Genomic DNA, 13,509 nt, shown 5'->3' on the forward strand with positions numbered 1-13,509 from the left:
GTTCGATGGCAACGTCCTACGCAAATACCCGACTGGTGATCTTTGATTGTGACGGCGTACTGGTGGATAGCGAAAGTATCGTCTGCCGGGTGCTGGCCGAAGAAATGACCAAGCTCGGGATGCCGGCGACAGCCGAGGAGCTGGACGAACAGTTCAGTGGCCGCCCGGCCCAGGACTGTATTGTGGATATCGAAACCCGCTACGGCGGTCCGCTACCAACGTCCTATTTCAATGCCACCGAAAACCGAATCCGCGCAGCGTTTCACAATGAACTGGAAGCGGTCACCGGTATTTTCGAAGTACTGGAGAGGCTGCAGAATACGGACTTGCTTACCTGTGTCGCCTCCTCTGGACCTCACGCCAAGATGGCTATCACACTCAACAAAACCGGATTGTGGGATTACTTTGCCGGGCGGATTTTCAGCGCCGAGGACGTAGGTCGCGGCAAGCCCTGGCCTGACCTGTTCCTGCACAGTGCGCGCCATTTTGATATTGATCCGCAACACTGCCTGGTCGTGGAGGATTCCATTGCCGGCGTCAAAGCTGCAGTGGCTGCGGGCATGCCGGTGATCGGCTATAGCCACAATGGTGCACGCGCCCGTCAGCTGGAAGCCGAGGGCGCACGGGTAATTAATGATATGCAGTTATTACTGGACTATCTCTGACAATGACCGCCTCAGGCACTTGTCGCGCTATTAACGGGTCAGCCGGATATCGACCGACGCGCTACGCCGGGTATCTTTGTTGTCCACAAACGTCCGCGTATAGCGCACCTGATCAATTCCCTGCGCCAGCAGTTCATGCACTAATCCAGGTGGCAGCTCCACGGTTTCCTTGCGGGTTTCCCCGGCCTGCGCGGTCAGTGATTGCGCGACTTCGTAGATCACCCGGTCGCCGGCAATAAACTGACCGCTTACCGAATAGGCGCGCACAGCGCCGAGGTCGCTGCCCAGATTCCAGGCCATCATCAGCTTGCGGGATTGTCCGCTCACCGTCTGCACCGAAGGGGACACCTCCACCTGGGCCAGGCGACCGCTGGCATTCAGGTCGAACAGGATATGGTTGGAGAGGCTGCCCGCGACGCCGGCGAATACCCGCCGGTAGCCCACCCGGCGCACACCTTTGGCGTGCCAGCTGCGGGCCTGGGTGGCTGAGATCTGAACCACTTCTGTCAGTACGCCGCGATCGCCGCTGAATTCCAGTATCTGGTCCACTACCGCCAGTTCCTGGTTATTGTCCAGATTCACGAACACGCCCCGCGGTGAAGCGGCGCCGCCCTTGCTGGCCACACGCCAGGTTACCTGCTCGCTATAGTCGTCGCTGGCGCTCAGCCAGGCATCCCCCGGATCAACAGTCACTATCTGCTGTGCCAGTGCATTACCGGCGCCAGTGATGGTCAGCAGCGCCAGTATTGTGCCGAGGGAGGCGCCCCTGATGATGCTGGAGTTTATTCTGGCCATGGCGATCTCCCCGGGGGCAGGCGTTGTTAAAAGACGTTAGTAAAAAAGTAAGGTGGCTTCGATCTTCTCAGAAATTGTACGCTCCGCGCAATTCGTAATCTCAGCGTGGAAGTAACGGTCGCCGCACTACAATGCAGGCTGCCCTCGCAAGCAGGGTCTACAGAGAGAGGAGCTGCGTTCATGCCTGTATTCCGGCAGAGTCCAGTGTTGGCACTGGTATTTTTCGTATTATCACCGCTGCTGTTAAGCGGTTGTCCGGATCCCACCAAGAAATACAGTCTGCAGCCGAGGGAGCTGGTAACCAGGGGATTGGGAGAGCTGTCCGCTCGCCAGGCGGCGCCATTTGGTGATGATATGGTGCGCTATCTGATGGGGCAGTCGCGCAGAGAAGGCGATATCTTTGTATTGCGGGTGGATTTCGAGCCCGGTGGTTTTGCGCCGAAGATGGATACGATCGAGGATATCGAGGCGCTGCTGGTCATTATGCGGGATTTTCCCGCGCTGAAAATTGCGGTGGAAGGGCACACCGACAATGCCGGTGATCCGGATAAAAACCGCAAGCTGTCACAGTGGCGTGCCGATTGGGTAAGACAGTTTTTGCTGGAACGCGGAATCAGCGCCGACAGGGTAGAGGCTGCTGGCCTGGGAGATTCGGACCCGGTTGCAGATAACGATACTCAAAAGGGACGCGAGCAAAATCGCCGACTGGTGGTGCGTGTGCTGGACTTTGATGGCAAACCGGTGAATGTAAGGCTCAGTCGGGAAAGTAAAAATTTACCGTCTGATTTGCCATCAGTAGGCATTAAAAATCAGTAGCAGATGTCAGGATGCGTATCAGTCTGGCGTTTCCCACAGAATGGGGATCTCTTCCCAGTCGATGGTCTGGATCAGAGAGGTGTTTTGTTGCGCAACAAGCGCCCACACAATCTGACACTCTGATGTGCCTATGCTGATCAGATCAGAATATACCTGATCGAGAAAGGCGATTACTTTTGGATTTTTGTGGCTAAAGGCAATGAGTCCTGTATTGCAGATGCGAACACTCTCGGATAGCCCCGATTTTATTTTTTCGTTGATGTAGGACTTTGTCTGCGGCATAAAGCGCCGATACCTTTCCTGTCCCATTGCCGCATTGACTTCATCCCAAATAGTCGTTTTTAGCTTTGGCGTTGTTCTCAGGAAGATGTCCTTTTTTCGCGTTTTTTCAATGAATTCTAGATGGTCTTGATTGAGAAAAAATTTGTGGTCGACGTAAACGATCGTTTCAAATTCATCAAACCACCGAAACGTGCTTTCCTTGAGGAACTGCAAAAATTTTACGTATTTTGCCTGCAGGCTAGACACCGCGTCGTCGCGCGAAAGTGGAAATTCGAGAAGTATGGGGTTCCAACCCTTACCGGCGAATTCGTCAAACAGATCGCGGCGGTTGGAAAATAAAAAAGAATGTTCACTCTGAGGGGCAGGGTAGACCGAATGGAATTCAGTGCCCAGTATGCAACTTATAACTGCAGTACCCTTCGAACTAATTTTCACAAAGTGCCTTTCAGAAATATATGTGGCGATTGTGGATAACTCGTTTGGCGGACTTCAGCCTTTTCTGGCCAGGTACAAGAAGCAGATCGCAAGCCCTGCCAGGCCCAGCCAGGGCGCCAGGGAAAAATCACTCAGGTAAGGTACCTTGCCCGGTGCGCTCACCGCGAGTATGGCAACCAGTACACCCATCAGTGCCTCACCGGTGATCAGGCCCGATGCCAGTAGTAGCCCATCGCCTTCCGTTTCGGTATTGCCGCGGCGTTTCTGTTGCCAGTATGCCAGCAGGCCACCGAGCAGAATCGGGATCGATAGCCCCAGTGGCAGGTATACTCCGACCGCTACCGCCAGTACCGGAAAACGGAAATGCGCACCGCGGGATTTTTGAATTTCGTCCAGCACAATCAGCAACACGGCAAGGCCGAAACCGATAAAAATATAGGTCCACTCGATACCCGCACCGAAGATGCCGGTGGACAGATCTCGCATCAGACTTGCCTGGGGCGCGGACAGTGGTGTGGCTCCGGGGTTGTACGGGCTTACCCTGCCAATGCCATAGCCCTGGTCGAGAACCGACAACACCAGCGGAATGGCGCCGGCGGCGGCAATCACGCCGATGATCTGGAAAATCTGCTGGCGCCATGGAGTAGCGCCGAGAATATGGCCGCATTTGAGATCCTGCATATTGTCCCCGGCGATAGCGGCGGCGGAGCAGATCATACCCGCGAGATACATCACGGCGATGGGACCAAGCCGGCCGGCGGCCCCTTCGTTGCCCATCAATTGCAGCAGAATCAGGGCTGAGACGATGACGGTGGCGATGGTGACACCGCTGATGGGATTGTTGCTGGAACCTACCAGACCGGCCATATAACCGGCCACCGAAGCGAAGACGAATCCCAGCACCAGCATCAGCCCGGACATAACTCCGGCGATCCAGAAGCGGTTGGGGAAGCCGTCCATGGCGTGCAGGAAAATAAAATACAGCGGTATTGAGGACAGCAGTACCAGCAGGCTCACGTAGGGAATCGGCATATCCTGTTCGGTGCGCAGTGCCACCAGTCCGGCTTTTGCCTGCCGATGTGCGTGCAGCGATGCCTTGACTCCATCCATCAGTGGCCGCGCCAGTGTGATCAGCGACCATACGCCGCCCACCATCATCGCGCCTACGCCAATGCGACGACATTGTTGCCAGGAAGTACCGGCGAGATTTTCCCAGTCCTGCGCGTTCCAGCTGGACATGTCGCCGCTGACGCCTGCCAGCTGCCTCAGTTCATCGCCATTCAACAGCCAGTTGAGCGGTACGCCGATGAGGGTGCCGATAGCGCCGCCGAGAAACACCAGCACCGCCACATTCAGCCCAACGATATAGCCGACACCGAGCAGCGCTGGACTCAGGGTGATATCACCAGTGAACAGCCACTTGCCACCCAGCCAGCTTTTACTGGCGGCAATACCCCCGGCGAGCACGCCGACACCGGATTCCAGCAATTTAATCAGGCCGCCGAGCCCGGCGGCGGTCAGCAATAGCCGCAACCCGCGTCTGGCCTCTTCATTGGGGCGGTATTCCGGGTGGTCCTTGTCGGTCTGAATACCGCCGGTCTTGAGTACCTGCGCGGTGGCGACACCCTCGGGAAATGCGAGATCGGTTTCCACGATCAGTGCCCGTCGCAACGGAATGGTAAAGGCGACGCCCAGCACCCCGCCGAGAATACCGATCAGGGTCATGGTGCTCCAGTGGTAGCCGCTCCAGGCGCCCATCATCACCAGTGCCGGCAGCGTAAAGATAATCCCGGCGGCGAGGGATTCGCCGGCGGACGCAGATGTCTGCACCATATTATTTTCGAGAATGGTGGAGCGCCGGAACAGCCGCAGGATTCCCATGGAGGTGGCGGCTGCGGGAATGGATGCAGAGACGGTGAGACCGACCAGCAGACCGATATAGGCATTGGCGGCGGAGAGCACCGCGGAGAGCAGGGCACCGAGAATCAGTGCCTTGAGCGTCAGCTCATTGAGTCTCTGATCAGCGGGCACCAGTGGGCGGTCGGCCATAAACAAGTCCCTGTCTTGTGGCTTTTGTTTCCCTTTAAATAGCAAAAAAAGGGGCTTTTTGCCCCTTTTTTGTCTTGATTGTGTCGATCTTTCTGGTGTGGATCCCAGGTTTCTTCAGTTCGCGCTTAGACCGCGCTGGGCTCTACACCCAAGGCGTTCAGGATATTCGCCGTCGGCGCAACCTGATTCATGGTGTAGAAATGCAGGCCCGGGGCACCGCCTTCCAGCAGGGTTTCACACAGATCGCTCACCACTTCCAGCCCGAGCTTTTTCACGTCTTCCGGATCGCGGTAGCTTTCCATACGGTATTTCAGCCAGCGCGGAATTTCCGCGCCGCAGTTGCGGGAAAAGCGCGCGAGGTTAACGAAGTTGGTGATCGGCATGATACCCGGGTAAATCGGTGCATCGAGGCCGGCCTTCTGGCACTGGTCGATAAAGTAAAAGTACGCATCCGGGTTGTAGAAGTACTGGGTCAGGCCGCTGTTGGCACCAGCTTCGAACTTGCCTTTCAGATAGCGGATGTCATCGTCGTAGCTCTCGGCTTCCGGGTGAATTTCCGGATAGGCCGCCACTTCCAGGTGGAAGTGGTCGTCGAAATGGCGGCGGATAAAGGCCACCAGTTCATTGGCATACACCAATTGGGCCACGGAGCCCATGCCGGAGGGTACGTCACCGCGCAGCGCGACGATGCGTTTAACGCCGGCCTCTTTATAGCGGTTTAGCAGGCCGAGTACGATTTCCTCATTGTCGCCACCGAATGACAGGTGCGGGGCAATGGAAACACCGTCTTTACTCAGACCACAGACGATATTCGCGGTGGTGTCGCGGGTAGTGCCACCGGCGCCATAGGTTACGGAGAAAAATGCGGGGTCAAACGCCTGCAGTTCCTCGCGGGTTTTGTACAGTTTCTCCCGACCTTCTTCGGTTTTGGGCGGGAAAAATTCAAAGCTAATACGTAAATCACTCATTATTCGCTTCCATTCCCTCGGTAACCGGTCCCGGAGCTGATCCGGGACCAGTACAGAGGTTATTAATACTTGTAGCTTTCCGGCTTGTAAGGGCCGTCAACGGAAACACCGATGTATTTGGCCTGGTCTTCGGTCATGCGGGTGATCACACCGCCAAAACCCTCGACCATATACTTGGCCACTTCCTCGTCCAGGTGCTTCGGCAGAACCTTCACATACAGCGCCGGGACTTTCTGGTCGGCTGGCAGATCGGCAAATTTCTCGTGGTACAGGTGAATCTGAGCCAGCACCTGGTTGGCGAAAGAGCCGTCCATAATACGACTTGGGTGGCCGGTCGCGTTGCCGAGGTTCACCAGGCGGCCTTCGGACAGCAGCAACAGGTGATCGTTGTTCTCGGCATTGCGCACAATCTTGTGCACCTGCGGTTTGACTTCCTGCCACTCCCAGTTCTTGCGCATGAAGGCAGTGTCGATTTCGTTATCGAAGTGGCCGATGTTGCATACTACGGCGCCGCTTTTCAGTGCTTTCAGCATATTGGCATCACACACATTGACGTTGCCGGTGGTGGTCACCAGCAGGTCGGTGTTGGCCAGCAGGTCCTTGTTGATGCAGGACGCATCGCCGGTGTTGATACCGTCAATAAACGGCGATACCAGCTCGTAGCCGTCCATACACGCCTGCATGGCACAGATGGGATCGATCTCGGTAACCTTCACGATCATTCCCTCTTGACGCAGGGAGGCTGCAGAGCCTTTACCCACGTCACCGTAACCGATGACCAGGGCTTTTTTGCCGGATAGCAGGTGGTCGGTACCACGCTTGATCGCATCGTTGAGGCTGTGGCGACAACCGTATTTGTTGTCGTTTTTGCTCTTGGTGACAGAGTCGTTGACGTTGATTGCGGGCACTTTCAGGGTGCCGGCTTTCAGCATGTCCTGCAGACGGTGTACACCGGTGGTGGTTTCCTCGGAAATACCGTGGCACTTGTCGAGAATGTCCGGGTATTTGTGATGCAGCAGTTCAGTGAGGTCACCGCCGTCGTCCAGAATCATGTTCGGTTGCCAGCCGGCCACATCCGCACCCACGGTGCGCTCCAGACACCACTCGTATTCCTCTTCGGTCTCGCCCTTCCAGGCAAATACTGGAATACCGCTTGCGGCAATAGCAGCAGCGGCGTGGTCCTGGGTGGAGAAAATATTGCACGAAGACCAGCGCACTTCTGCGCCCAGTGCCACCAGGGTCTCGATCAGTACCGCAGTCTGGATGGTCATGTGGATACAACCCATGACGCGGGCGCCGGCCAGGGGCTGCTCTGCGCGGTATTTTTCCCGCAGGGTCATCAGTGCGGGCATCTCGCCCTCGGCGATTTCAATTTCCTTGCGGCCCCAGTCCGCCAGGGAAATATCGGCGACTTTAAAGTCTTTGAATTCGGTGCTCATCTGGTTCATTACCTAAATCTCTGAATATTTATTCTCGTCATACCGGCGCAGGCCGGTATCCAGTTTTGCGGTACCTGGATTCCGGCCTGCGCCGGAATGACGGCAGTGTGTAAGTGGGTGAAATTACAAACCTGCTTGCGCGCGCAGGGTTTCTGCCTTGTCGGTTTTTTCCCACGGGAAGGCGGTAAAGGATTCGGTCTGCTCTTTACCGTGGCTGTCGGTCCAGGTGTAGGTGTGCTCGAACGGCTCGCGACCGAAGTGGCCGTAGGCGGCGGTGAGCTGGTACATAGGGTGCAGCAGGTCCAGCATTTTGGAAATCGCGTAGGGGCGCAGGTCGAAGTTTTCCCGCACCAGCTCGATCAGTTTCTCGTCGCTCACTTTGCCGGTACCAAACGTGTTGATAGACACGGAAGTGGGCTCGGCCACGCCGATGGCATAGGAGACCTGAATCTCGCAGCGCTTGGCGAGGCCGGCGGCGACGATATTTTTCGCAACATAGCGACCGGCGTAGGCTGCAGAGCGATCCACCTTGGACGGATCCTTACCGGAGAAGGCGCCGCCGCCGTGACGGGCGGAACCGCCGTAGGTATCGACGATGATCTTGCGCCCGGTGAGGCCGCAATCACCTACCGGACCGCCGATAACGAACTTGCCGGTGGGGTTGATGTGGAATTTGGTGTTTTCGTGCAGCAGTTCTGCCGGCAGCACGTGGTGGACGATCAGTTCCAGCACCGCTTCACGCAGGTCTTCCTGGGAAACTTCCGGGCTGTGCTGGGTGGACAGTACTACGGCGTCAATGGCGCAGGGAGTACCGCTTTCGTCGTAACGGAAGGTGACCTGGCTTTTCGCATCCGGGCGCAGCCACGGCAGCAGGCCGGACTTGCGCGCTTCAGCCTGGCGCTCTACCAGACGGTGGGCGTAGTAAATCGGGGACGGCATGAAGGTGGGTGTTTCGTCGGTGGCGTAGCCGAACATCAGGCCTTGGTCACCGGCGCCCTGGTCTTCCGGTTTCACCCGGTCGACGCCCTGGGCGATATCCACGGACTGTTTGCCGATCACGTTCAGAACACCACAGGTTTCGCCGTCGTAGCCGACGTCAGAGGAGGTGTAACCGATATCGGTGATCACCTTGCGCACCAGGTCTTCCAGGTCGACCCAGGCGGAAGTGGAAATTTCACCGGCGATCACGGCGATACCGGTTTTTACCAGGGTTTCGCAGGCAACGCGGGCGTGTTTGTCGCGCGCCAGCAGTGCGTCCAGAACCGCATCGGAAATCTGGTCGGCAATTTTATCCGGATGGCCTTCGGAAACGGATTCCGAGGTAAAGATGCTGTATTCACTCATGTGACTTTCTCCTTGTTTCCGCTGCTGGCGGTTTACGAATTTTTTGCGTTTGTGCTCCGTAGCTAATTCGTGGAGCACTGATTCAATTTGTATTACTCAGCTTCGCCGCTAATCCTGCTACCGAAGTAATTTGTTTGATCTGGCGCCCGGTACTAAAAAAAGAGCACCGAGGCTACGAAGCGTATTAGCCCTTCAAGAATTCTTGAATCTGGATCTGAAACCCGTTGCGCAACGCACTGTGCACACTGCGGCCTTTTGTGAGGCCTGCATCGGTGGCCCATTCAACTAGCTGTTGTGGCGCAAACCCGAGCCAGAGGTCACCGCACGCCTCGCGCGCCCAGCTCTGCTTGTGGTCATGCAGCTCAGTGATCAGCAACTGCCCGCCCACTTTCAGGGACTTCTGTAAATCCTGAAAAATCTGTGCCGGTTCCGGGGTGTGGTGCAGGACCATATTCACCACAATGCAGTCCGCACTTTCCGGGCGCGAACCCGCCGCGCGGGTGTCGTCGCACACAAACTCGATATTCTGCAGACCCTTCTCGTCGGCGAATTCCTGCGCCCGCTCCAGCATCGTCGGCGACAGATCCAGTGCCGTCACCGTGCCAAACCGGCCGGCCAGCTCTTCGAGAAATTCTCCCTCGCCGGGGCCAACTTCCAGCGCATGACGCCCCGGTTTCAGCAGCTGTGCTACCTGTGGGCCGTACACGCTATAACTGGCGATCAACTCCTGCTGCTCGCGAAAGCGGTTGCCGTAATCCGCAAAGAAACGGCGTGACGCCTCCGCGCGCTCGGCAGCAATCTGGGCCACCGTCTGCGCCCGCGCCTCGGTGAGGGACAACTGGTCGAGATTGGCAAACAACTGTTGTAGCAGCTCACTGCCCGCGGTGCGGCGATAAAACAGGTTGTTGCCCTCACGGCGCTTGCTCACCAGTCCTCCTTGGGCGAGGACTTTGAGGTGATGGGAGAGGGCGGGCTGGCGCAGATCGAAGATGTGGCACAGCTCAAGCACACTGTACGAGTCCTGGCTCAACAGACGCAGAATCTCCAGGCGCAGCGGATCGCCGGCGGCTTTCAGAACTGCCGCCAGTTGCGGAATCTGGTCGCTGGGCGGCTGGTCGCCGAGACTTGTTGGGGTGCTATTGGAGTCGAGCATGGCGGGGAGTCTAGCAGCGGCCCTAATCTATATCAAAGTTTTTTGATTTAGCTGTATTAAATTTTTTTGATGAAGGTGTAAGCTGGCGACTTCCGGGCCCAAGATTGCGCTCTCTTAGGAAATTGTTGCGGTCTCAACCCCACAAATGAACCTGCAGGCTTTGCGCCGGCGGGATGATTACGGGAAAATACGCCCCCCTGTTTGATCGCCTGTCACCGAAAACGGCGGCTCGGGGACCGCGGCAAACTGGTCAATAGAGCCGGGCCCGCAGCGCATCTGATGAACCGAAGCTCCAAACCGAGAGATCCCTATGTCTTCTACTCCGTCTCGCACAGAAAAGGCTAATGCCATCCGCGCCCTCGCTATGGACGCCGTCCAGAAAGCCAATAGTGGCCATCCCGGCGCGCCTATGGGCATGGCCGACATCGCCGAAGTGCTGTGGAACGACTATCTGAAACACAATCCGGCCAACCCCGAGTGGGCGGACCGCGACCGCTTCGTGCTGTCCAATGGCCACGGTTCCATGCTGCTGTATTCGCTGCTGCACCTGACAGGCTACGACCTGTCCATCCACGAGCTGCAGAATTTCCGCCAGCTGCACTCCAAAACCCCGGGTCACCCCGAGTACGGCTATGCCCCGGGTGTAGAGACCACCACCGGTCCCCTGGGCCAGGGCATTACCAACGCGGTGGGCATGGCGCTGGCCGAGAAAGTCATGGCCGCCCAGTTCAACCGCGAAGGCTACGAGCTGGTAGACCACCACACCTACTGCTTCCTGGGTGACGGCTGCCTGATGGAAGGCATCTCCCACGAAGCCTGCTCCCTCGCCGGTACCCTGGGCCTGGGCAAGCTGGTTGCCTTCTACGACGACAACGGCATCTCTATCGATGGAGAAGTGGAAGGGTGGTTCACCGATGACACCCCGAAGCGTTTCGAATCCTACGGCTGGCATGTAATTTCCGGTGTGGATGGCCACGATCCCGCGGCCATCAAAGCCGCGATCGAAGAAGCCCGCGCGGAAACCTCCAAGCCCACCATCATCTGTTGCAAGACCGTGATCGGTTTCGGCTCCCCCAACAAGCAGGGTCGCGAAGAGTGTCACGGCGCACCGCTGGGCGCCGAGGAAATCGCCCTGGTGCGCGAAACCCTGGGCTGGAAATACGCGCCGTTCGAGATTCCGGACGATCTGTACAATGCCTGGGATGCCCGCGCCAAAGGTGAGGCTCAGGAAGAAGAGTGGCAGGACATTTTCGAGGATTACAAAGACGCGCATCCGGAACTGGCGGCCGAATTCGAACGCCGTATGAAGGGCGAACTGCCCGCGGACTTCCTCGTCAAAGCCGACGAGTACATCAAACAGTGTCAGGCCGACGCCGAGAAAATCGCCTCCCGTAAGGCCAGCCAGAATGCGCTGAACGCCTTCGGGCCGCTGTTGCCGGAATTCCTCGGTGGCTCCGCTGACCTGGCCGGTTCCAACCTCACTATCTGGTCCGGTTCCAAAGGCGTCAGCGCAGACGATGCCAGCGGCAACTATGTCTACTATGGCGTGCGCGAATTCGGCATGAGCGCCATCATGAACGGCGTCGCCCTGCACGGCGGTCTGGTGCCCTACGGCGCTACCTTCCTGATGTTCATGGAATACGCCCGCAATGCCGTGCGCATGGCCGCACTGATGAAGCAGCGCGTGATCTTCGTGTACACCCACGACTCCATCGGCCTCGGCGAAGACGGCCCGACCCACCAGCCGGTAGAGCAGCTCACTGCCCTGCGCGTGACCCCCAACCTGCACACCTGGCGCCCCTGCGACGCCACCGAATCCGCGGTGAGCTGGAAAATGGCCGTGGCCCGCAAAGACGGCCCCAGCGCTCTCATCTTCAGCCGCCAGGGCCTCGCCCCGCAGGCGCGCACCGATGAGCAGCTGGCTGCTATCGAGAAGGGGGGCTACATCCTGCGCGACTGCGACGGCACCCCGGAAGCGATCATCATCGCCACCGGCTCAGAGGTCGAACTCGCCACCGCCGCCGCCGACAAACTCGCCGGCCGCAACGTGCGCGTGGTTTCCATGCCCTGTGCCGAAGCCTTCTCTGCCCAGAGTGCCGACTACCGCGAATCCGTATTGCCGTCCTCAGTGCGCGCCCGCGTTGCGGTAGAAGCCGGTCACAAGGACTACTGGTACAAGTTCGTCGGCTTCGACGGCGCCATCATCGGCATGGACACCTTCGGTGAATCCGCACCGGCGGGTGACCTGATGAAGCACTTCGGCATTACTGCCGATAAAGTCGCGGAAGCCGTCGAAGGACTGCTGAAGTAAGAAGCTCTGGCTGCTTACGCCCTAACGGAGTGCGGCAGCCAGAATTGCAGGGCGGGTGCCGGGGTCGGGTTTTCAGGAGCGTCGCAAACAGGAGGTTTGCGCCGCAGCGCCCAGGGATGGGTTGAAGGGGGCGCCTAGCCCGGTCCTGAAAACCCGACCCCGGCAGCCGACCGCCACCGCACTGGAAAAGAATCATACCGAGGGCGGTGGGTAGAGCCCGAGGAATGCATGTCCAACCCCATCAAACTCGCCATCAATGGATACGGCCGTATAGGACGCTCAGTATTAAGAGCCCTCTACGAATCCAACCTGCGCGACCAGTTGCAGATCGTCGCCATCAACGAACTGGCCGACTGCGCCACCATCGCCCACCTCACCAAATACGATACCGTCCACGGCCGTTTCCACGGTGAAGTCAGCGTGCACGACGACACCCTGCGCATCAATGGCGATCTGATTGCCGTCACCCACCACCGCGAACTGGAAGACTTGGACTGGCGCAATCCACAGGTGGACATCGTCCTAGAGTGCACTGGCAGCTTCAGTGAACGCGAGCGCGCCGAACTGCACTTGAAGGCAGGGGCGAAAAAAGTCATCTTTTCCCAGCCTGCTACCAGCGACGTCGACGCTACCATCGTTTACGGTGTCAACGACACAGCCCTCACCGGAAGTGAAACCATCATCTCCGCCGCGTCCTGTACCACCAACTGCAGCATCCCCGTCATCGCCGCCCTGGAAAGCGCCTTTGGCATTGAAGCCGGGGTCATCACCACCATCCACTCCGCGATGAACGACCAGCCGGTAAACGACGCCTACCACCACACCGACCTGCGCAAAACCCGCTCCGCCATATCGTCGATTATTCCCGTAGACACCGGTCTCGCCCGCGGCATCGAACGCATACTGCCCGACATGGCTGGCAAGTTTGAAGCTCAGGCCATGCGTGTACCCACCGTCAATGTTTCTGCGATCGACCTGTCGGTGCAGCTGAAAAAAAACGTTACCCAGGCGGACATTAATGCCCTGCTCAAAACCGCTGCGGAAACCCGCTTTAGCGGCGTCCTTGGCTACACCGAAGAGCCCCTCGCCTCCTGCGATTACAACCACGACCCCCGCTCCGGCATCGTCGACGCCAGCCAAACCCGGGTAGCCGGTGGCAGGTTAGTGAAAGTGCTGATCTGGTTCGACAACGAATGGGGCTTCGCCAATCGAATGCTGGATATCGTCAAACAGCTGCACCGCTAATTGATGG

The 13,509-nt window shown here is 58.0% G+C and carries 11 protein-coding genes; 4 read left to right on the forward strand and 7 right to left on the reverse strand.

The features are described 5' to 3' along the window. The first annotated feature begins 5 nt into the window (after positions 1-5). Complete coding sequence (locus PVT68_RS13225) at positions 6-665, forward strand: HAD family hydrolase (protein WP_280318782.1); 660 nt, start codon at positions 6-8, stop codon at positions 663-665. A gap of 30 nt (positions 666-695) precedes the next feature. On the opposite strand, the gene PVT68_RS13230 is transcribed toward PVT68_RS13225, so the two are convergent. Beyond that, positions 696-1,460, reverse strand: a complete 765-nt coding sequence (locus PVT68_RS13230) for a hypothetical protein (protein WP_280318784.1) — start codon at positions 1,458-1,460, stop codon at positions 696-698. A gap of 180 nt (positions 1,461-1,640) precedes the next feature. Between PVT68_RS13230 and PVT68_RS13235 the strand changes: the two genes are divergently transcribed. Next, positions 1,641-2,276 carry an OmpA family protein gene (locus PVT68_RS13235; protein ID WP_280318785.1) on the forward strand — a complete coding sequence of 212 codons (636 nt, stop codon included), beginning with the start codon at positions 1,641-1,643 and terminating at the stop codon, positions 2,274-2,276. 18 nt (positions 2,277-2,294) lie between these two features. Here the strand turns inward: PVT68_RS13235 and PVT68_RS13240 are convergent, their stop codons facing one another. The 6 genes from PVT68_RS13240 to PVT68_RS13265 all read right to left on the reverse strand — a co-directional run bounded on the left by PVT68_RS13240 (position 2,295) and on the right by PVT68_RS13265 (position 9,946). Next, positions 2,295-2,993 carry a hypothetical protein gene (locus tag PVT68_RS13240; RefSeq protein WP_280318787.1) on the reverse strand — a complete coding sequence of 233 codons (699 nt, stop codon included), beginning with the start codon at positions 2,991-2,993 and terminating at the stop codon, positions 2,295-2,297. Positions 2,994-3,047: 54 nt separating this feature from the next. Beyond that, complete coding sequence (locus PVT68_RS13245; protein WP_280318789.1) at positions 3,048-5,042, reverse strand: OPT family oligopeptide transporter; 1,995 nt, start codon at positions 5,040-5,042, stop codon at positions 3,048-3,050. Between the two features lie 125 nt (positions 5,043-5,167). Next, entirely contained in the window at positions 5,168-6,010 is an 843-nt protein-coding gene (metF, locus tag PVT68_RS13250) for a methylenetetrahydrofolate reductase [NAD(P)H] (RefSeq protein WP_280318791.1), read from the reverse strand. 62 nt (positions 6,011-6,072) lie between these two features. Beyond that, positions 6,073-7,458, reverse strand: a complete 1,386-nt coding sequence (ahcY, locus tag PVT68_RS13255; protein WP_280318792.1) for an adenosylhomocysteinase — start codon at positions 7,456-7,458, stop codon at positions 6,073-6,075. Positions 7,459-7,572: 114 nt separating this feature from the next. After that, positions 7,573-8,793, reverse strand: a complete 1,221-nt coding sequence (gene metK, locus PVT68_RS13260; RefSeq protein WP_280318794.1) for a methionine adenosyltransferase — start codon at positions 8,791-8,793, stop codon at positions 7,573-7,575. Between the two features lie 184 nt (positions 8,794-8,977). After that, positions 8,978-9,946 (reverse strand): metalloregulator ArsR/SmtB family transcription factor, encoded by a 969-nt coding sequence (locus tag PVT68_RS13265; RefSeq protein WP_280318796.1) that lies wholly within the window; start codon positions 9,944-9,946, stop codon positions 8,978-8,980. A 310-nt stretch (positions 9,947-10,256) separates the two neighbouring features. On the opposite strand from PVT68_RS13265, the gene tkt reads away from it, so the two are divergent. Together tkt and gap are read left to right on the forward strand one after the other, a co-directional pair. Next, the gene (gene tkt / locus PVT68_RS13270) at positions 10,257-12,257 is read left to right on the forward strand and encodes a transketolase (RefSeq protein WP_280318798.1); all 2,001 of its coding nucleotides are present in this window, start codon (positions 10,257-10,259) and stop codon (positions 12,255-12,257) included. 228 nt (positions 12,258-12,485) lie between these two features. Then, entirely contained in the window at positions 12,486-13,502 is a 1,017-nt protein-coding gene (gene gap, locus PVT68_RS13275; protein WP_280318799.1) for a type I glyceraldehyde-3-phosphate dehydrogenase, read from the forward strand. The last annotated feature ends 7 nt before the right edge of the window (positions 13,503-13,509 follow it).

The sequence above is a fragment of the Microbulbifer bruguierae genome (assembly GCF_029869925.1).
GTDB lineage: Bacteria > Pseudomonadota > Gammaproteobacteria > Pseudomonadales > Cellvibrionaceae > Microbulbifer > Microbulbifer bruguierae.

Bases quoted from the DNA above. Each gene is read 5' to 3' on its own strand.
- PVT68_RS13230 (WP_280318784.1), bottom strand. From the start codon at position 1,460: ATGGCCAGAATAAACTCCAGCATCATCAGGGGCGCCTCCCTCGGCACA.
- PVT68_RS13235 (WP_280318785.1), top strand. From the start codon at position 1,641: ATGCCTGTATTCCGGCAGAGTCCAGTGTTGGCACTGGTATTTTTCGTA.
- metF (WP_280318791.1), bottom strand. From the start codon at position 6,010: ATGAGTGATTTACGTATTAGCTTTGAATTTTTCCCGCCCAAAACCGAA.
- ahcY (WP_280318792.1), bottom strand. From the start codon at position 7,458: ATGAACCAGATGAGCACCGAATTCAAAGACTTTAAAGTCGCCGATATT.
- tkt (WP_280318798.1), top strand. From the start codon at position 10,257: ATGTCTTCTACTCCGTCTCGCACAGAAAAGGCTAATGCCATCCGCGCC.
- PVT68_RS13245 (WP_280318789.1), bottom strand. From the start codon at position 5,042: ATGGCCGACCGCCCACTGGTGCCCGCTGATCAGAGACTCAATGAGCTG.
- metK (WP_280318794.1), bottom strand. From the start codon at position 8,793: ATGAGTGAATACAGCATCTTTACCTCGGAATCCGTTTCCGAAGGCCAT.
- gap (WP_280318799.1), top strand. From the start codon at position 12,486: ATGTCCAACCCCATCAAACTCGCCATCAATGGATACGGCCGTATAGGA.
- PVT68_RS13225 (WP_280318782.1), top strand. From the start codon at position 6: ATGGCAACGTCCTACGCAAATACCCGACTGGTGATCTTTGATTGTGAC.
- PVT68_RS13265 (WP_280318796.1), bottom strand. From the start codon at position 9,946: ATGCTCGACTCCAATAGCACCCCAACAAGTCTCGGCGACCAGCCGCCC.